Source organism: Pseudoalteromonas sp. ABE4_541 (genome assembly GCF_056312285.1).
The window spans coordinates 477,307-496,771 of record NZ_JBSVEM010000001.1 but is presented as its reverse complement, the minus strand read 5'-3'; the positions used below and the strand labels follow the sequence as shown (position 1 = coordinate 496,771).

Sequence of the window (19,465 nt, the reverse complement as noted above, 5' to 3'; positions counted from 1 at the left end):
TTGAAGTTAACAATCGATGTACATGTCACTTCATGACCACCGAACATCAATACAATATTAGACAACTATGAAAAAGTCACATTAAAAACTCTCATCATGCTCGCATACACTACAATAAGTGAAGTTACTCATATGATCAAAGGCCGTTATGCGCCCTCTTATCAGCCTATTTTTTGCAATACAATTCAATGCCATCGCTACGGAGCGGATCACCGTCACGATAGAAAAAGATATTTACGACTACGCGCAAACTATACTCAAAGGACAAACCGTTCATACCATCGATAACTTCAAACACCCACTTTGCCAAAGAGATATTGTAGAGTATGTTATTTTACAAAAGGCGCTAACGCTCGGCGGTTTATCATTAAAATTTGAATTTGACGTTGGCAATTATGATGCAAGAAATATCAAATTGTTGGTTGATGGTTTGTTGTTAGTCAGCTTTGATACAATATGGCTAGATCAAGCCAATCAATATCGTGACAAACTCTATATTTCCGCTCCGATTATTCGAAAAGGCGAATACTATGCTGGCATTTATACTAAACCAGAAAATATGGAAGTCCTTAAAGCCAAAATTAATCGAGACTTATCTCAATTGTCCATGATTTCTAGTAAAGCATGGCATACAGATTGGCAAACTCTGAATTCTCTCAAGCCTAAAAACTTAATTGATGAATCGGACTGGGTGATCATGGCTAAAATGGTCAGCCGTGGTTGGGTTGATGGCATGCTCGTTTCATTCAACAACACGCAACCCTTCGAATACAGTGGCGAGGGCTACCGAATAGCAGCGATTGACGGCATTAAGGTTGCTCTACAAGACAGTCGCCATTTTGCTGTGTCTCGTGCACATCCTATGGGAAAAACCGTTTTTGAAGCGCTTCAGACAGGATTAAAAAGGCTCAGAGAAGAAGGGTTTATAAGGCGCTCATACCAACAATGTGGTTTTTTTAATGATGTCATTAACGACTGGCGAGAACTAAAAAGCCAGCAATAAGCTGGCTTTACTGACAAACCTTAACTACCCACGTTTCTTTGGCTTTTGCATTCTTTGATTATGCTTCTTCACCGCTTTGCGGATTTGATTTACCCTCTTACGCTTATCTTTGCGCTTTTCAGGCATAACTGACAGTTTAGTTTCTGTTTCATTGCGTAGTTGAACTGACTTACGTAGATAGTTAACTTCTTCTAATGCTAGTTCTTCCCAACCGCCCTGTGGTAGGCGCTTGTTTAACTCCAGCTTGCCATATCGAATACGAATAAGGCGTGAAACTTCAACATCTTGTGATTGCCATAAACGGCGTACCTCACGGTTACGGCCTTCTGTTAAAGTCACATTAAACCACTTGTTGATCCCCTCTCCACCAAGAGGCTTAATCTTGAGGAATTTAGCAGGACCGTCGTCTAGCTCAACACCTTTGGTTAAGTTACGTAACGTTTCGTTGGTTACTTCACCAAACACACGCGCAGAGTACTCACGCTCGACTTCATACTTGGGGTGCATTAAACGATTTGCTAACTCACCATCATTGGTAAACAACAATAAACCAGAAGTGTTAATATCTAGTCGGCCTATCGCAATCCAACGATCACCATCCAAACGAGGTAAACGGTCAAACACCGTTCTGCGGCCTTCAGGATCTTTACGAGTGCACAGCTCACCTTCAGGTTTGTGATACATAATCACACGGCAAACTCTGTCTTCTTTTTGCTCAATTTTAACTACATGTCCGTCTACTCGGATCACCGCATTTTCTTCTACGCGGTCGCCCAGTTTGGCCACTTTACCGTCTACGCTCACACGGTTTGATTCTATGTATTTTTCCATTTCGCGGCGTGAACCCACACCAGCTCGGGCCAATACTTTTTGTAACTTTTCACTCATTAAGATGGTTCTCTCACAGAAGGATCGTTCAACATCTGATCTATTTTCACATGATGCTGCTCAGGCAGTTTAGGTAACATGTTCAGACCAGATAAAGAAAAATAATCTAAAAATTGTTTGGTTGTGGCGTACAATGCAGGTTTACCAGGCACCTCTTTATGACCTACCACTTTAATCCATTCACGTTCTTGTAAGCTTTTGATTATGTTAGAGCTTACCGTAACTCCACGGACTTGTTCTATTTCACCACGGGTGATCGGCTGACGATAAGCGATCAACGCCAGCGTTTCTAAGGTCGCTCGTGAATATTTTGGCGCTTTTTCCTGCCATAAAGCACTCAACCAAGGACTAAGGCTTGAGCAAGCTTGAAAACGAAACCCAGTCGCCACTTCAACTAAACGAATGCCTCTCGTTTGGTAATGTTCACTAATGCTGTTAATGGCTTTGTCTATTCGAACATTCGAAATACTGATATCACTCAGTACTGTTTCTTTTAAGCGCTTTTTTGACAACGGCTTATCAGCAACAAAAATAGCTGCTTCAATTAGTTCAACAAGTTGTTCATCACTAATCCGACGCGTTGTCATACATCTACCACTTGTTTACACCCAAACCTCTATTATGACAGAGGTTAACTCACTCTTGTAGCTGTAAACTCAAATAAATTTGGCTGTTCGGCTGTACCTGCAGACAAGTTATAAGTTGTTCTTTTACCAGTTCAAGCATTGCAATAAAGGTAACAACCACGCCGCTTCGCCCTTCTTTGAGTGTAAACAACGCGCTAAATTCACAAGGCCCTTCATGTTCAGACAGATACAGTAAAATTTGACTCATTCGCTCTCGCGTTGATAAGGCTTCAGCGCTCACTTGGTGATGTTCAAACGTCTTAGCTCTTGCCATTACGTCACCTAATGCCAAAACAAGTTCCTTGAGCGCGATATCTGGAAAGTTCACTTCTGGTTCGGCTGAGTCATCCATCAGTGCGTGTGCAATGTAGGTATCTCGATCTACACGGGGGATTTCATCTAAATTTTCAGCCGCTTTTTTAAATTGTTCATACTCTTGTAAACGGCGAACTAACTCTGCTCTGGGATCTTCTTCTTCTTCCAATTCTTCGTGCACTGGCAACAACATACGCGATTTTATCTGCGCTAGCAGTGCCGCCATCACCAGATACTCACCCGCAAGCTCTAACTGCAGGTCTTTCATCAGTTCAACGTAGGCAACATACTGCTCAGTGATGCTCAAAATGGGCAGTTGCAGTATGTCCAATTTATGCCGTTTTATAAGATACAAGAGTAAATCAAGCGGTCCTTCAAAAGTTTCTAAAATAACCTCAAGTGCATCTGGTGGAATATAAAGATCTTCTGGTTTCTCAACAACTGCTTCACCATTTAAAAACGCCAAAGGTAATTTTTGTTGCTGTGGCACTTGGTTCATTAGTTATTACTCAAAAGGTGCTGTATCACCACAACCTACGCGTAACACCTGAACATCATCGTCTTCAGATAAATCAACTACCGTTGTGGCTTGCTCAATCAAATAGCCACCGTGAATGATTAAGTCGACTTGTTTTTCCAAGCGCAAACGAATTTCGTCAGGATCTGATTCTGTATACTGCTCACCCGGTAATATCAACGAACATGACATCATGGGCTCGCCCAATTCCGCAAGCAGCGCTGTAGTAATAGGATGCTCGGTTACGCGAATTCCAATGGTTTTTTTCTTCTCGTTCAACAAACGTTTAGGCACTTCTTTAGTACCTTTAAAAATAAAGGTATAAGGCCCCGGCGTATTGTTTTTAATCAAGCGAAACATTTGATTGTCTACTCGAGCATAGGTAGCCAACTCTGATAAATCTCTACACATCAACGTAAAATTATGGTGTTTTTCAATACCACGGATGCGCTCAATGCGCTCTTTCGCTTGTTTGTTCCCTAAATTACAGCCAATTGCATAGCCAGAATCAGTTGGGTAAACAACAACTCCACCTTGCTGAATGATTTCAACGGCTTGCTTAATTAATCTTGCCTGCGGGTTGTCTGGGTGGATATGAAAAAATTGGCTCATGCTAACATTCCTCGCTTGCTTGCCAGTGTTGCCAAACCCCTTGGCAATCTTTTGGTAAGTATAGGTTTTTGCCCAAGTCTAACCAAGGCATTGGATAATGAAAATCGGACCCTTGGCTTGCCAGCAAGTTAAATTCTTGACTTAGCTGACCTAAAAATTGACGCTCTGACGGTGCCTGTTGTGGTTGTGCAACCTCCATCGCCTGACCACCACATTTGCTAAACTCACTGATGAGCTTACGCAACCACTTGTTAGACATTTGATAACGGGCAGGATGCGCCAGCACGCTGACTCCCCCCGCCCCTTTGATGGCTGCAATAGCAGTTGTCATATCGCACCAACTGCTTGGTACATAACCCGTTTTATTGCGCCCCAAATACTTTTTAAACACACCTTGGATATTGTTCGCGACGCCGCGCTCGACCAAAGCGGCCGCAAAATGTGCCCGGGTAATTTCAGCATCTTTTGCCAAGGACTTAGCTTGTTCGTATATACCCTCATGGCCATTTTTAGCAAGACGTCGACCGATCTCTTCTGCCCGCGCTTGGCGTTTGGCTTGTTGCTCAGACAACAACACATTGAGTTGCACGTTATCAGTATCCAACCCCAAACCCACTATATGGATTTCAAAACTATGCCATTTAGTCGAAATTTCTACGCCAGAAACCAACTCCAAATCTAGGTTATTTTCTTTTATAAAATCTCTGGCAGGTTTGATTGCATTGATAGTGTCATGGTCAGTGATAGCCAATACGTCTACGCCTTTTTCTGTTGCGCGCTCTAAGAGTTCCGACACGCTTAAACGACCATCAGAAAAAGTGGTGTGGCTATGTAAATCGTATTTAATCAAATTATCTCGTATTAAAATCATCGCTTTGTATTAGCGTACAAGTATATCATCAGTTGGAGTTACGAACTTTGACTATTTTTTTATTTTTATTTACGTTTTCTTAAATTTAGGGTTGACAGCGCATGAAAATATGGGGTTTACTGTACCCACTAAAGACATCTAAACGGATAAACCAATGAAAACAACTATGTTAAAAAACAACATTTGGTGGTGGCACTCGTAATTGCGGGTGATTCGTTGTGTCTATACGAAATTCTAAACCCGCTAAACATAGCGGGTTTTTTTGTATCTGAATTTAGGAAATTTAAAATGTTAAACAATAATGCAACAACAACTTTTTCTTGGTGGTGGTGCCTAGCTTAGCGGGACGGCATTGTTGTATGCATTTATCAACCCCGCTAAGCCTAACAAGCTAGTGGGGTTTTTTATTATTAGGGGAATGAGGTTTTGATATTTAGTCACATAACAACCACACCGGGTGAGGTGACCAGCATAAGACAAAGACGGGATTACATCGCAAGCCCACTTTCTCTTTATGCGGCACTGGATAAGAAAAATTCATTGCTACTTGAGTCTGCAGAAATCGACTCCAAGGACAATGTTAAAAGTATTATTCTCGTCGATGCCGCACTGCGTATTGAATGCCAAGGTAAGCAAGTATTGGTAAAGGCGCAGTCTAATAATGGTCAGCAGCTATTACCTTATTTACAGCATCAAGTGCAAAACTGTGAAACATCACTGAGTGGCAATACATTGACGCTGACTTACCAACCGCTTGACGAAGAGCTCGATGAGTTCAGCAAACTCAAAGCAGACAATGCATTTAGTGCGCTACGTACATGCATTAACAGCATTCAACGAAATTCCGACACACCACTATCGGTATTCTTGGGCGGTGTATTTGCCTATGATATGGTGGCCAACTTCGAACTTTTAGAAAATGTGCCAAATGGCAACAACACATGTCCTGATTACGTATTTTACCTTGCTGAAACGCTCGTACTTATCGATCATCAAGCACAAACTACCGAATTAATTGGTAATGTATTCAATGGCCCAGACGTACATGCAAACTGCTTTGAAGTTGGTAAACAACTGGAAGAGCTCAACAAACGGTGCAATACCGTACGGCCATACTTAGCAACACCCAACACTGGCAGTGCACCTGTTGAGGTTAATATCTCGGATGAGCAGTTTTGTGCACAAGTGAGTCAGTTGAAAAACAACATCGTGGATGGTGACATTTTCCAAGTTGTGCCTTCTCGCACCTTTTCATTACCATGTGCACAACCATTATCAGCATATCAGCAACTCAAAGCGCAAAACCCGAGTCCTTACATGTTTTACATGAATGACCAAGATTTTGTGTTATTCGGCGCATCTCCAGAGTCAGCGCTTAAGTATTCAGTTGAGAATGAACAGGTCGAAGTTTACCCTATCGCGGGGACCCGCCCTCGTGGTAAATTTGCTGACGGTCGTATCAACCCAGATTTAGACAGCCGCATTGAGCTGGAATTGAGAAATGACCAAAAAGAGCGCGCCGAACACCTTATGCTCGTTGACCTAGCACGTAATGACATTGCCCGCATTAGTGTTGCAGGCACTCGCCACGCCAAAGAGCTGCTTAAGGTTGACCGCTATTCACAAGTGATGCACTTGGTGTCTCGCGTTGTTGGTCAGCTTAAGCCTGACTTGGATGCATTGCATGCCTATCAAGCTTGTATGAACATGGGTACCTTAGTTGGCGCCCCCAAAGTCAAAGCAGCCCAATTGATCCGTCAAACAGAAAAGCAGCGCCGTGGCAGTTATGGGGGTGCGGTAGGCTATTTAACTGGCGATGGCGCTATGGATACCTGCATTGTGATCCGTTCGGCTTTCGTTCAAAACCAAACCGCCTACGTGCAAGCGGGTGCTGGTGTTGTATACGACTCAATCCCACAATCAGAAGCGGATGAAACGCGTGCCAAAGCACAAGCTGTGATCAAGGCTGTTCAGTCTACTTATCAAGGAGGCGGCAATGCAAACTAACGCCAAAGTCTACTTTTTAGATAACTATGATTCTTTTAGCTATAACTTGGTTGATGAACTGACATTACTAGGCCTTGATCTGGTGGTATATCGAAACCATCTAAGTGCACAACGTATTTTCGAGAAAATGAACCAAGAGCAACAACCTGTCATATTGGTACTTTCACCAGGCCCCGGTAGCCCTGCTCAAGCTGGCTGCTTGTTAGAGCTAATCGAACTGTGCAAAGGTAAATTTCCGATGCTAGGTATTTGCCTTGGCCAACAAGCGCTAACACAAAGCTATGGTGGCACTATCGGTCATGCAGGAGAAACCGTACACGGTAAATCTTCTATTATTGACGCACAGCCCCACCCTGTTTTTGATGGCCTTGGTAGACGCTTTGGGGTTGCTCGTTACCATTCGTTGATGGCAACCTCGGTGCCTGACTCATTACAAGTAATTGCCCAATATGAAAATATTCCCATGGCGATTTATCACAGTGAAGATAAAGTACTCGGGTACCAGTTTCATCCTGAGTCGATACTAACCCCTGATGGTGCTCGCATTTTACAGCAAAGCATCGCTTATTTAACTCGCTAGGAGCACACATGGACAGTTTAAATACCCTACTCAATAAACAATCTCTTAACTTTGAACAAAGCGAAATGCTATTCAACCAAGTTATGCGCGGAGAGCTTTCAGATATTGAACTCACCGCAGCACTCATCGCGTTAAAAATAAAAGGTGAAACAGCCGAAGAAATCGCAGGTGCAGCAAAAGCAATGCGCGTTAACGCAAAGACGTTTAACAACCATGGTTTGCGTTGCGTTGACAGCTGTGGCACAGGTGGTGATGGCGCAAACACCATTAATGTGAGCACCACGGCAGCCATTGTAGCAGCTGCATGTGATTTAAATGTGGTAAAACACGGTAACCGAAGTGTGTCGAGCAAATCGGGCTCAGCAGATTTACTTAAAGCACTCAACATTAATTTAAATATGGATGCCAAGGTGGCAAGTGAGTGCTTGCGCCAAACTGGGTTTACGTTCTTGTTTGCGCCAAATTACCATTCGGGTACTAAGCATGCTATGCCCGTGCGTACAACGCTCAAAACAAGAACCATTTTTAATATACTTGGCCCTCTAGCAAACCCTGCAGCACCGCAAACACAGTTATTGGGCGTCTATGATCCTAGCTTATGCCAGCCCATGGCGAAAACACTTGAAAAACTAGGTACGGAACGTGCAATGGTCGTTCATGGCGCTGGCACCGATGAAATCGCACTACACGGTGAAACTCAAGTGACCGAATTGAACAAGGGCGCATTAACACATTACGTTCTTACACCTCAAGATTTTGGTCTTGAAAACTATTCGCTTGAACAAATTGCTGGGGATACGCCACAGTACAACGCTAAAGCAAGTTTAGACATTTTGCATGGTCGTGGCCTGCCTGCACACAATGCCGCTATTGCAGCCAACGTTGCCGCTCTGCTCGTGATGGAAGAAAAGGCTGACAACTTTAAATCAGCCACACATACAGTGCTTGATGTACTCGCCAGTGGTAAAGCTGCCGATAAATTAAAGCAAATTGTGGAGGCGAGTAACCGTGGCTAACGTACTAGAAAAAATAGTTGCAGATAAACGCGAAGAGCTTGTCAAACGCAAAGCAGACAAACCTCTAGCACAATTTAGAGACAAAGTTACACCATCTGAACGAGACTTTTTTGCGGCTCTCGCACAATCAGGCACGCAGTTTATTTTAGAATGTAAAAAAGCATCCCCTTCAAAAGGCTTAATAAGAGCACGCTTTGACTTGGATGAGATAACACAAGTTTATAAACACTATGCAACCTGCATCAGTGTTCTGACTGATGAAAAATACTTTCAAGGTAGCTATGAGTATTTAAGCTATGTGCGTCAGAAAGTGGAACAACCACTGATCTGTAAAGATTTTTTTATTGATGAATATCAAGTCTACCTAGCGCGATTGCACGGTGGCGATGCCATTTTACTGATGCTGTCAGTGCTTGATGACGAACAATATCAAACACTGGCAGGTGTTGCACAAACGCTTAATATGGCTGTTTTAACCGAAGTTAGTAATGAAGAAGAAGTAGCTCGTGCACTGGCATTAAACGCGCAAATCATCGGCATTAATAACCGTAACTTGCGAGATTTAAGCACCGATCTAGCAACCACAGAAACGCTTCGAAAATTAATCCCCAAAGACAAAGTAGTTATCTCAGAATCCGGCATTTATACCCACCGAGATGTTAAACGACTCTCACCGCTTTGTAATGGCTTTTTAGTCGGCAGCTCACTTATGGCTGAAGCTGATTTAGACGGCGCGTGTAGAAAGCTCATTTTAGGAGAGAATAAAGTCTGTGGTTTAACCCGTAGCCAAGATGCGCAAGCAGCATATAAAGCCGGCGCTTTATACGGCGGGCTGATATTTTATCCAAAGTCGCCCCGTCATATTGATTTAAACAGCGCGAAAAGCTTAGTCGAAAGCGCACCACTGAATTATGTAGGCGTATTCGTCAATGAACAAATTGATCTAGTTGTTGAATACGCACAAGCGCTCAAACTGAGTGCAGTCCAATTACACGGCCAAGAAGACCAAGACTACGTAACGCAATTAAGAGCACAACTCCCTGTGACTTGCCAAATTTGGAAAGCGCAAGGTGTACGTGATGTCATACCTTCACCGATGAAAGACGTTGATAAACACTTGTATGACACACAAACCCAAAACGGCTTTGGCGGTACGGGCGAAAAGTTTAATTGGCATTTACTACATGAGCAAGTTGCTGGTCATTTTATACTTGCAGGCGGCCTAAACCCAGATAACGTGCACGAAGCAGCACAATTTGGCGCGCAAGGGCTGGATTTAAATTCAGGGGTTGAGCTCAGCCCCGGTATAAAGTGCGAGAAAAAAATACAACGTGCTTTTACAAATATCAGAAATTATTGAGGTGGAAATGAACAACGCAGCTTATTTTGGTGATTTTGGTGGCATGTTTGTCCCAGAGTTACTGGTACCCGCACTAAAACAGTTAGAAGTCGAGTTTAACAAGGCACAGCAAGACCCTGAGTTTCAAAAAGAGTTTCATGAACTTCTTAACGAATATGCAGGTCGCCCTACGCCACTCACTCTAACGCGTAACTTAGTAAAAAACCCAAAGGTTAAACTCTACCTAAAGCGTGAAGACTTATTACACGGTGGTGCACACAAAACCAATCAAGTACTTGGCCAAGCGCTGCTCACCAAACGCATGGGTAAAAACGAAGTGATTGCAGAAACCGGTGCGGGCCAGCATGGTGTTGCCACTGCGCTAGCCTGTGCGTTATTGGGTTTAAAATGCCGTGTTTACATGGGGGCAAAGGATGTAGAACGCCAGCAACCGAATGTTTTTAGAATGCGTTTAATGGGTGCTGAAGTGATCCCTGTCACAGCAGGCTCAGGCACATTAAAAGATGCCGTTAACGAAGCACTGCGCGACTGGTCAGCTAATTACAAAACAGCACATTATCTGCTGGGTACCGCTGCGGGTCCGCACCCATTCCCAACGGTCGTGCGCGAATTCCAAAAAATGATTGGTGAAGAGGCCAAACAACAGGTGTTAGAAACAGAAGGTCGCTTGCCTGACGCGGTTATTGCTTGTGTCGGTGGTGGTTCCAATGCCATAGGCATGTTTAGTGATTTTATTGACGAGCCATCTGTTAAACTGATTGGCGTTGAGCCTGCGGGTAAAGGCCTAGATACTGAAGAGCATGGCGCGGCGCTGTGCAAAGGCTCAAAAGGTATTTTACATGGTGCGTATACATATATAATGCAAAACAAAGATGGTCAAATTGAAGAGTCATATTCAGTTTCGGCAGGTCTTGATTACCCAGCAGTTGGCCCACAGCACGCATTTTTACATGAAACAGGACGAGCACAATACGTTGCGGTAACTGACACTGAAGCGCTCGAAGCATTTCAAGCTCTGGCAAAAAATGAAGGGATTATCCCTGCTCTTGAGTCAAGCCACGCATTGGCATACGCATTAAAATACGCAGAGCAACAGACTGACAACACCATACTTGTGGTCAATTTAAGTGGCCGTGGCGATAAAGACTTAGCACATGTGCACCAAGTACTTAACGAGCGAGGAGAGCTTTAATGAGCCGTTATTCAAACACATTCAGCACACTAGCAGAAAATAACCAAGGTGCATTTGTACCATTTGTCACCATTGGCGATCCTAATAAAGCACTGAGTGTTGATATTATAAAAAGCTTAATCGATGGTGGTGCAGATGCGCTGGAGCTCGGTATTCCATTTTCAGATCCCATTGCCGATGGCCCTGTGATCCAAGCTGCTAATATTCGTGCATTAGAGCAAGAAATTAATACTCAAGATTGCTTCGATATAATTAAGCAAGTGCGCGAGTACAATGCCAACATCCCAATCGGCCTATTGCTGTACTCTAATCTCATTTTTGCAAGAGGCATTGAGCAGTTTTACCGCGATGCCAAAGAAGCTGGTATCGATTCAATTTTGGTTGCCGACGTGCCGTTAAACGAGTCAAAATTGTTCCGTCGCGCGGCAATGAACGCAGGTATCGAGCCCATTTTCATCGCCACGCCCAATGCAGATGATGACACACTACGCGAGTGTGCAAGCTATGGCAGAGGCTACACCTACTTGCTATCACGCGCAGGGGTTACGGGTACAGAGACAACCGCACAAATGCCTGCGGATTCCATGATCACTAAGTTAAAAGAATATCACGCTGCACCAGCACTACTTGGTTTTGGCATTTCTACACCACAACACGTTAAAGCGGCGCTCGATGCCGGTGCTGCTGGTGCAATTTCAGGCTCTGCCGTCGTTAAAATTATCGAGCAAAACCTATCTGAGCCACAACGGATGCTGAGTGAACTCAAAGCGTTCGTCAGTGACATGAAGGCGGCAACACACCGCTAAACAATTAATCAGCTAAAGCGTCTTTGAGCGCTTTAGCTGCTTTAAATTGCACTTTGTTGCATCCCTCAATAGTAATCGCTTCGCCTGTTCTTGGGTTACGTCCCGCCTTCGCAGGATGGTAGCTTAGCGCAAATGTGCCTAACCCTGAAATTGGCACTTGATCACCTTCAGACAAGCGTTTTTGAATCGTAGACAAAATACTCTTTAATGCGGCTTGCGTGTCTTTTTTTGTCAATTCGCTCGTTGATGACATAGCTGAAACTAATTGCGATTTATTCATGACTACCTATTTTTACTTGTTCGATTATGCAGCAATTTGCAGCGCAAATTGTAAAAGCCGCAGAGGCTAAGGAGTTAAGCGGTAAAAGTCAATCTTGAACTTACGCAAGGAACTTGGTAAAACCAAACCCAAGATAATTAAATAGGTGACCTTATATGGCCGCATTGCTTGAATACCTTCCGTTAATTCTGTTTTTTCTTACTTATAAGTTTGTTGACATCTATTGGGCAACCGGCGTACTAATCGTTGGCTCTATGGCGCAGCTGGCCTATCATTATTTTTCTAGCGGCAACGTAGCAACGCGACACTGGGTATTTTTTGCCATCGCATTGGTACTCGGCGGTATGACTATCCTGTTCCAAGATGAAAACTTCATAATGTGGAAAGCAACGGTTATTTATGCCCTTTTATCTGCTGCACTGCTCGTGTCTCGTTACATCTTCAAAAAAAACTTGGTTGAAAAAGCGTTGCTGGGATTGCTCCAATCAGTGGCAGAAAAAGAAAAAGCAGGACAGTCCGCTCCTGAAATCAACATCCCTCACTCCATTTGTGAACAGTTAAATGTAATGTGGATGATTTTGCTGGCATTTATTTCAGCGCTGAATCTATACGTCGCGTACAACTTCTCTCTAGACACTTGGGTGAATTTTAAGGTGTTCGGACTTATGGGTATTACCTTTGTTGCCATACTGGTCACTATTATGCGTATTTATAAGTATTTGCCAGAGGAAACTGAGAGCTGATCTTTTAAATAAAAAATCACTTTTAAGGACATTTTTACTGCTATAGTTTTTTTAAACTTAGCTAAAGCGAGAATGTCCTTGAACGCAAGTCAATACCGCTGGTGTGAACTGTTTCTTATCTTTTTTTGCTTACCTACGCTGGCATATTTATTTCGTAATCACTTGGCTAATTGGCTATTCCCAGCGCTCATCACCCTCACTATAATTTGCTTTTTCCTATTACTCAATGATCCTCATTTTAAGCGTTTTAGATTAACCAGCCTTGGTCATTTTTCTACCATTAAACGCCGCCTGTTTACCACCTTTTTTGCTGGGGCACTGTTCTCTGCGATGCTCTATGGCTTAATCAATCAAGAAAATTGGTTTGACCTTCCCTTAAACTCAACCACACAGTGGATCTACTTGCTCATTGCATACCCTATTTTATCGGTATTACCGCAGGAACTGATATTTAGGAGTTATTTCTTCCATCGATACAAACGTATTTTACCCAGTAAAACAACACGCATTTTACTGAGCGCCACGGTCTTTGCACTCGCTCATTGTGTGTATGACAATTGGATCGCAATTGCGCTGTCGTTTGCAGGTGGATTGCTTTTTTCATATACCTACGCTCGGAGTCGTTCATTGATGGTCTGTGTGTTAGAGCATAGTTTATGGGGGTTGTGGATGTTTACACTGGGCCTAGGCCACTATTTAGATTCGGGCATTACGTTTTAGGGCAAGTTGATATTTTCTATGATCATAGCCTACTTCTGGTATTAAAAGCTTTTGACTAACCACTTCTAACAAAAAACCGGGCATATAGCCCGGCTCTCATATTGCTCAATACTATTACGGCTTAAAAACCAAACAAGCTTACCGCAAAGAACTTTGTTGCAACTGTGTTTGCAAAAATCAGTAGCAATACAACAGGAATAAACGTCGACAATGAAAAGTTAACATATTTCTCGCCAAAGCTGCCTTTGTAACCTTCACAGCCCTGTGCAAGCTCTGCAGATAAGTTAGCTCTTTTCCAGCGATAGATCACAAACAAACACACCATTAATCCATTAAATGGTAATATCGTGTCGTAAAATACATCATAAACCAAATCAAACAAGCTCTTGTTCGAACCACCGTAGCTGACGAATTGGGTCAACCAATCCACCATCCCAAACGACATGGTGCTTAAAACCGTCAAAATACCCGTCGACCCCGCCAAAATAAGCAATGCCGTTTTACGACTCACGTTTTTCTCTTCAATCAGTGCTGAAGTCGGCACCTCAACAATTGAAACTAATGAGGTAATAGCTGCAAAAAATACCAACAAGAAAAAGATAAACGCCACTGCTGAAGCGCCGAAATAACCAATATCCTCTTGTAGTGCCAGTAAAATCTTAGGTAAAAACTCAAAAATCATCGACACGGATGAGTCAGAAAGCTCATCAGTATTGGTCGCAGGATTGAAGCTAAAAATAGCAGGCAACACCATTAAACCAGCGATAAATGCAACCAATGAGTCTGTAACAGCAACCATTTTTGCGCCACCGACGATGTCATCTTTTTTCGAAATATAAGACGCATAGGTCATCAAAATACCCATACCTAGGGACAACGAAAAGAAAGCTTGAGATAGAGCGCCGTTTAACACGCTGGCATCCATTTTAGAAAAGTCTGGCACGATATAATAGCGTACACCAGCCATCGCGTTGTCTAATGTCAGTACATAAGCTACTAAGCCAATGAGTAACACAAAAAGCGCTGGCATCAACAATTTAGCAGCCTTTTCAATGCCTTCTTTTACCCCACCGACTAAAATCAAATTGACTATCACACCCACAACAAGCATGTACCAAAATACTGAAGTTTGATTAATGAACTCACCAAAATGACTAGGGTTAGCCAAAGCATCCAAATTACCCATCGCCGTTTGTGCCAGATAGCCAAAAATCCATACAGTAATAACCATGTAGAATACAGCAATCATAAATGGCGTAAGCACGGCCAATCCGCCTGCAATAGACCAACGCTTGTCACCACCTGATAACGCCTTGTATGCACCATAGGGGTCTTTTTGCGCCTTTCGACCCATCGCCATTTCAGCCATCATCACTGGTAAACAAATAAATGCCACAAACAATGCGTAAACTAGTAAGAAAGCGCCACCACCATTTTTGGTTGCAGACACAGGAAAGCCAACCAAGTTACCAATACCAACCGCAGACCCTGCTGCTGCTAGTATAAAACCTAGTCGAGAGCTAAAATGCTCGCGATTTGCACTCATGTGGAAAACCTTATTATTATTTTTTCTGAATATCCGAGCGACTCTACCAGCCTTAGCGGGCGATTTTCAAGTGTTAAAGACCAATGGCCCAACAAAATCGCCAAAGCATTTACAAGGCTTATTAAAGAAGTCTACACTATGGGTCCATTTAACCCTTTAAAGAACAAACCGCTATGCTTTATATGATCTACTCAACCGACGTAGAAAATTCATTAGAGAAGCGTCTCGCTACTCGCCCTACTCACTTAGCACGCTTAAACGAGTTGAAGGAGCAAAATAGATTATTTGCTGCAGGCCCACTGCCTGCAATTGACAGTGAAGATCCTGGCAGTGCTGGATTTACAGGTTCGTTAGTGATTGCCGAGTTTCCATCTTTAAGCGATGCGCAAGCATGGGCCGATCAAGATCCATACATAGAGGCAGGTGTGTATTCAAACAGTGTTGTAAAACCATACAAAAAAGTACTGCCGTAGTTCAGTTTCGGTTAATTACGTTACACTTATTATCATTCGCATATTCAAAGCAATTTAAAAGGTGAGGCTGGGTAAAATGAAGTTGTTAGTTTGTTTTTTACTCTTTGCTGCTACTGCATGTACACACGTTTACGCAGTAGAAAAAGAAGCATCCGATCTTGTTACAAAAAAACAAGCCGTGGAACTTGCACTTGACAATTACGCCGGCCGAACTTTGAAAATAACAGAAAATACAGACAGTTATGTGATTAGAATTCTACAAAATGATGGCTATGTTGTAGATATACGAGTTGATAAAAAAACAGGTACTGTCAGGAAGGATTAGTAATGCGAATTTTAGTAATTGAAGATGATATTCAACTAGCGGAAAACCTTCGCTCTGCCCTAGAAAAAGAACGCTATAGCATAGACTTATGCCACGATGGTGAGTCTGGCTTATATCACCTAACTGAGTACCCGCTCGACATGGCCGTTATCGATTTAGGATTGCCTAAACTTGATGGTATTGAAATCATTAAACGCGCCCGCGCTGAAGGAATTAAGATCCCCATTTTAATTTTAACCGCGCGTGATCGTTGGCAAGACAAAGTAGAAGGCCTTGACGCTGGTGCTGACGACTACCTAACCAAGCCATTTCACGTTGAAGAGCTGATTGCTCGTTGTAATGCGTTGATCCGCAGAAGCGCAGGTCAAGCAAACCCTGAAATTGCGATTGGACCAATTAAGATCCATACCCGTTCACAACAAGTTTGGGTCAACGAGAAAGAACTATCTTTAACGGCGTACGAATATAAAGTGCTTGAGTACATGATGGTGAATCCTCAAAAAGTGATTTCTAAATCTGAACTGACTGAACATATTTATGATCAAGACTTTGATCTGGATTCAAACGTGATTGAAGTGTTTGTACTTAGACTGCGTAAAAAATTGGACCCTGATGGTACCTTAAACCCTGTAGAAACCTTGCGTGGTAGAGGATATAGGTTTAAAACCCAGTGGTAAACCCAGCGCAAATATCCCTTAAGATAAGACAAGGTTTCATCCTTGTCTTTGTGCTTATTGTCGCCCTACCAGCGTTGTTTTTCTCAATTGGTAAGGCTTATCATGCCTCATTGGTTGAAGCCACGGAAAAAACACTGGAAGCACACTTATATTCTCTGATTTCTGAAGTTGAGTTTGTCGACGATGGTATTGAAATGCCTCGCACTTTACTTGCACCTGAACTAAATCGCATCAACTCCGATACTTATGCACTCATTTATCAAGGGCAAAGTCTGATTTGGTACTCAGAATCAGCTGTTAACCTGTCCATTTCGCCTATTTTTAATGATCATGAAGCCGGTGCAGCCGAGTTTAAACAGGTAGATTATAAAGGGACTAAATACTGGCAACTAAGTTTAACGGTTATTCTTGGTAACGCAGACTATTCTAAGCATGCGCGATTTATCCTGTTAAAAGATGACGAAGCACTACTAAAATTGATGTCCGGTTTTAGAAATACGCTGATCACTTGGATGCTGATTATGGGCGTGATCATCGCGGTGTTAATGGCAATAGGCTTTATTTGGAGCGCTCGCCCCCTACAACGTTTAGACAAAGAAATTAAAGCCATAGAAGCAGGTAAAAGAGAGAAAATCACGGGTGCATACCCTAATGAATTATTGACCATTAAGTCTGATCTTAATCTGTTACTAGATTCTCAAAAGCGCCAAAAAGAACGCTATCGAGCCTCTTTAAGTGACTTAGCTCACGCCCTAAAAACGCCACTCGCGGTACTAAAATCAAGTGAATTGGCCAAAGATGAAGATGCTCAAGAACAACTCGACAGGATCAATGCCATGATCGAGCATCAACTAAAAAGAGCGGCAACGGGCGCATCAGATACATGGAAAAAACAAACAACGATAAAGCCTGTGCTAGACTCAATACTGAATGCAATGAAAAAGGTCTACCATGATAAAGGTATAGAGTTTCATTCGCACTGCGATGAAAAGCTCGCATTTTTGGGCGATAAAACCGATTTAATGGAGATTTTAGGGAATGTTATCGATAATGCATGTAAAGCATGTAATACATGCGTAGCGATTAACGTTCACCTTGATAAAGGTCACATTCTCCAACTGGAAATTGAAGATGATGGTCCAGGTATACCAGAGCATAGACGCTCAGAACTACTCACTAGAGGCAGTCGTTTAGATACATATGAGGCGGGTCACGGAGTCGGGATGGCAATTGTGTCTGATCTTGTTAACGCATACCACGGTACTATTGAGATAGGAAACTCTAAATTTTCTGGTGCAAGGTTTTTAATAGAATTTAATTATGAAAAAGATTAGCGCGACAATTCTTTTGTTATACCCGTTAATTTCATTTGCTAACACTGATGAGCTTTTTATAACCGATTGCTCTCACTTCGAAAGCTATCACCCAGTTGGCTCTCGTGATTACATTAAGTGCCTTGATGAAAGTATCACCATGTTAAGACGTCACCAACAGAGTTGGATAAACAAGTTGTTGCACGACATTGAAAAAATACAAGAGCAAACTGGCAATCGACAATTACTGCCGATCATAAAAAGAACCATCATTGAACACGAGCGCTATAGCGAAGATACCTGCAAGTGGCGCTACTTATATACATTGCCAAATAGTATCAAAGCATCCGTGACACACAAAAAATGTACGATTCGAATGCTTAAACTCCATATCGACGATTTGCAGTTGCCCTACTAATTATCCACGGCAGTGATTAATTAATCTCGACTATGGATAGTTATTGCTCATTACCCAACATGGTCGCTAACCAGTGGCCATCTTCGCTATTTTCAAGTGCAATTTTCACAACCATAGTCAGAGGGACTGAGAGCAGCATGCCCACTGTACCAAATAACCAACCCCAGAATATCAAAGATAAAAACACCACAAGTGTAGACAAACCCAAGCCGCGTCCCATGAATTTGGGTTCAATGATATTTCCCATAACCGTATTAACCGTTACATAGCCTGCTGCCACAATACCTGCAATAAGCGCCCCTTGCGTCACTAAAGCAAGTAAAACGGCGGGGACGGCAGCAATAATAGAACCTATATTTGGAATGTAATTCAATAAAAACGCCACTACACCCCATAAAATATAATAATCGACCCCCAACAACCACAACATCAAGGACGCACATGCACCCGTACCTAATGATACTAACGTTTTGATAGCAAGATAAGAGTTTATCGACTCCAAAAAGCGGTCAATTTGCTTCATCTTCATTTCTGGATCATCAAGCGCTAAGTGAACTTTGTTTGCAATGGTTGGCGCTTCGAATAACATAAACACCACAGTCAAAATAATTAGAAATACATTGGCCATCACACCACCAAAGCCCGTCAGCATCGACGACGCCATATCAATCATCTTACCGGGATCAAAGAACTCAATTATTTGCTGCTTATCTATCAGTATGTTGTATTGGGCCCCCGTGTTTACAAGCCAGATAAACTTGCTTTGTAATTGCGCTTTATAGCTTGGTAGCTGCTGCGAAAAGTCGTTAACTGACTGACCAACTAACCCCCCAATACTGGTGCCAACCCCCAGAACAGCTGCAATTATCAGCATAATTGCAATACCTTTCGGGATACGATAGCGAGCTAAAAATTTAAGGATAGGGTTACAAATAATGGCGATAAAGGCAGCTAGAATAAAGGGAACAACAATATCACTTGCCAGTTTAACGCCCGCTAGCACCACAACGAGTGAGGCCAACACGACGAGGCTTTTATTTAATCCAGTTAACGAAGACACGACAATTCCTTACGTTTTTTGCAAAGTTTAAAGGAATACCAAGAAAAATAAAACGTTATGATCTTTATTCAGTAATTGGCGTAAATTTCCTACACTGACTTTAGACAAAGAAAATAA

At 42.6% G+C, this 19,465-nt stretch carries 22 protein-coding genes; 14 read left to right on the top strand and 8 right to left on the bottom strand.

Annotation, left to right across the window (positions count from 1 at the left end; translation table 11 throughout):
• Positions 1 to 148: 148 nt before the first annotated feature.
• Positions 149 to 1,003, top strand: coding sequence for a hypothetical protein (locus tag ACW689_RS02355; protein WP_476288190.1), 855 nt, complete (start codon positions 149 to 151; stop codon positions 1,001 to 1,003).
• A gap of 24 nt (positions 1,004 to 1,027) precedes the next feature.
• Here the strand turns inward: ACW689_RS02355 and rluB are convergent, their stop codons facing one another.
• The 5 genes from rluB to rnm are packed head-to-tail and all read right to left on the bottom strand — an operon-like array spanning position 1,028 to position 4,811.
• On the bottom strand, positions 1,028 to 1,891 hold the full coding sequence (gene rluB / locus ACW689_RS02350) for a 23S rRNA pseudouridine(2605) synthase RluB (protein ID WP_476288189.1): 864 nt from the start codon (positions 1,889 to 1,891) through the stop codon (positions 1,028 to 1,030).
• Positions 1,891 to 2,478, bottom strand: coding sequence for an SMC-Scp complex subunit ScpB (scpB, locus tag ACW689_RS02345; RefSeq protein WP_476288187.1), 588 nt, complete (start codon positions 2,476 to 2,478; stop codon positions 1,891 to 1,893). The genes rluB and scpB overlap by 1 nt, the downstream gene beginning before the upstream one ends.
• Positions 2,479 to 2,527: 49 nt before the next feature.
• The gene (locus ACW689_RS02340; RefSeq protein WP_476288185.1) at positions 2,528 to 3,331 is read right to left on the bottom strand and encodes a segregation and condensation protein A; all 804 of its coding nucleotides are present in this window, start codon (positions 3,329 to 3,331) and stop codon (positions 2,528 to 2,530) included.
• Between the two features lie 6 nt (positions 3,332 to 3,337).
• Complete coding sequence (locus ACW689_RS02335; RefSeq protein ID WP_476288183.1) at positions 3,338 to 3,961, bottom strand: L-threonylcarbamoyladenylate synthase; 624 nt, start codon at positions 3,959 to 3,961, stop codon at positions 3,338 to 3,340.
• A gap of 1 nt (position 3,962) precedes the next feature.
• Entirely contained in the window at positions 3,963 to 4,811 is an 849-nt protein-coding gene (rnm, locus tag ACW689_RS02330; protein WP_476288181.1) for an RNase RNM, read from the bottom strand.
• Positions 4,812 to 5,258: 447 nt separating this feature from the next.
• Between rnm and ACW689_RS02325 the strand changes: the two genes are divergently transcribed.
• From ACW689_RS02325 to trpA, 6 genes are read left to right on the top strand one after another with little or no spacing between them, the layout of a single operon-like run.
• On the top strand, positions 5,259 to 6,839 hold the full coding sequence (locus ACW689_RS02325) for an anthranilate synthase component 1 (protein ID WP_476288179.1): 1,581 nt from the start codon (positions 5,259 to 5,261) through the stop codon (positions 6,837 to 6,839).
• Entirely contained in the window at positions 6,829 to 7,419 is a 591-nt protein-coding gene (locus ACW689_RS02320) for an aminodeoxychorismate/anthranilate synthase component II (RefSeq protein ID WP_476288177.1), read from the top strand. Before ACW689_RS02325 ends, ACW689_RS02320 begins: the two co-directional genes overlap by 11 nt.
• Before the next feature lie 8 nt (positions 7,420 to 7,427).
• On the top strand, positions 7,428 to 8,435 hold the full coding sequence (trpD, locus tag ACW689_RS02315) for an anthranilate phosphoribosyltransferase (RefSeq protein ID WP_476288175.1): 1,008 nt from the start codon (positions 7,428 to 7,430) through the stop codon (positions 8,433 to 8,435).
• A complete protein-coding gene (trpCF, locus tag ACW689_RS02310) occupies positions 8,428 to 9,795 on the top strand; it encodes a bifunctional indole-3-glycerol-phosphate synthase TrpC/phosphoribosylanthranilate isomerase TrpF (RefSeq protein WP_476288173.1) in 1,368 nt (455 codons plus the stop codon). The genes trpD and trpCF overlap by 8 nt, the downstream gene beginning before the upstream one ends.
• A gap of 7 nt (positions 9,796 to 9,802) precedes the next feature.
• Positions 9,803 to 10,987 (top strand): tryptophan synthase subunit beta, encoded by a 1,185-nt coding sequence (gene trpB, locus ACW689_RS02305; protein WP_476288171.1) that lies wholly within the window; start codon positions 9,803 to 9,805, stop codon positions 10,985 to 10,987.
• Positions 10,987 to 11,793, top strand: coding sequence for a tryptophan synthase subunit alpha (gene trpA, locus ACW689_RS02300; RefSeq protein ID WP_476288169.1), 807 nt, complete (start codon positions 10,987 to 10,989; stop codon positions 11,791 to 11,793). Before trpB ends, trpA begins: the two co-directional genes overlap by 1 nt.
• Positions 11,794 to 11,797: 4 nt before the next feature.
• Here trpA and ACW689_RS02295 read toward each other — a convergent pair whose 3' ends face one another.
• Positions 11,798 to 12,073 carry an HU family DNA-binding protein gene (locus ACW689_RS02295; protein ID WP_476288167.1) on the bottom strand — a complete coding sequence of 92 codons (276 nt, stop codon included), beginning with the start codon at positions 12,071 to 12,073 and terminating at the stop codon, positions 11,798 to 11,800.
• Positions 12,074 to 12,228: 155 nt separating this feature from the next.
• On the opposite strand from ACW689_RS02295, the gene ACW689_RS02290 reads away from it, so the two are divergent.
• Both ACW689_RS02290 and ACW689_RS02285 read left to right on the top strand, forming a co-directional pair.
• The gene (locus ACW689_RS02290) at positions 12,229 to 12,816 is read left to right on the top strand and encodes an inner membrane-spanning protein YciB (protein ID WP_476288165.1); all 588 of its coding nucleotides are present in this window, start codon (positions 12,229 to 12,231) and stop codon (positions 12,814 to 12,816) included.
• Positions 12,817 to 12,894: 78 nt separating this feature from the next.
• Positions 12,895 to 13,536 (top strand): lysostaphin resistance A-like protein, encoded by a 642-nt coding sequence (locus ACW689_RS02285; RefSeq protein ID WP_476288314.1) that lies wholly within the window; start codon positions 12,895 to 12,897, stop codon positions 13,534 to 13,536.
• A 121-nt stretch (positions 13,537 to 13,657) separates the two neighbouring features.
• On the opposite strand, the gene ACW689_RS02280 is transcribed toward ACW689_RS02285, so the two are convergent.
• A complete protein-coding gene (locus ACW689_RS02280) occupies positions 13,658 to 15,082 on the bottom strand; it encodes a sodium-dependent transporter (protein ID WP_476288163.1) in 1,425 nt (474 codons plus the stop codon).
• 173 nt (positions 15,083 to 15,255) lie between these two features.
• On the opposite strand from ACW689_RS02280, the gene ACW689_RS02275 reads away from it, so the two are divergent.
• The 5 genes from ACW689_RS02275 (at position 15,256) to ACW689_RS02255 (ending at position 18,288) form a co-directional block, all read left to right on the top strand.
• Positions 15,256 to 15,555 carry a YciI family protein gene (locus tag ACW689_RS02275; protein WP_476288161.1) on the top strand — a complete coding sequence of 100 codons (300 nt, stop codon included), beginning with the start codon at positions 15,256 to 15,258 and terminating at the stop codon, positions 15,553 to 15,555.
• A gap of 76 nt (positions 15,556 to 15,631) precedes the next feature.
• Positions 15,632 to 15,880 (top strand): PepSY domain-containing protein, encoded by a 249-nt coding sequence (locus ACW689_RS02270; protein ID WP_476288159.1) that lies wholly within the window; start codon positions 15,632 to 15,634, stop codon positions 15,878 to 15,880.
• Between the two features lie 2 nt (positions 15,881 to 15,882).
• Complete coding sequence (locus tag ACW689_RS02265) at positions 15,883 to 16,557, top strand: response regulator transcription factor (protein ID WP_476288157.1); 675 nt, start codon at positions 15,883 to 15,885, stop codon at positions 16,555 to 16,557.
• Positions 16,551 to 17,891 (top strand): ATP-binding protein, encoded by a 1,341-nt coding sequence (locus tag ACW689_RS02260; protein ID WP_476288155.1) that lies wholly within the window; start codon positions 16,551 to 16,553, stop codon positions 17,889 to 17,891. Before ACW689_RS02265 ends, ACW689_RS02260 begins: the two co-directional genes overlap by 7 nt.
• Positions 17,878 to 18,288 carry a hypothetical protein gene (locus tag ACW689_RS02255; RefSeq protein ID WP_476288153.1) on the top strand — a complete coding sequence of 137 codons (411 nt, stop codon included), beginning with the start codon at positions 17,878 to 17,880 and terminating at the stop codon, positions 18,286 to 18,288. Before ACW689_RS02260 ends, ACW689_RS02255 begins: the two co-directional genes overlap by 14 nt.
• 40 nt (positions 18,289 to 18,328) lie before the next feature.
• Here ACW689_RS02255 and ACW689_RS02250 read toward each other — a convergent pair whose 3' ends face one another.
• Positions 18,329 to 19,348 (bottom strand): AI-2E family transporter, encoded by a 1,020-nt coding sequence (locus ACW689_RS02250; protein ID WP_476288151.1) that lies wholly within the window; start codon positions 19,346 to 19,348, stop codon positions 18,329 to 18,331.
• Between the last annotated feature and the right edge of the window lie 117 nt (positions 19,349 to 19,465).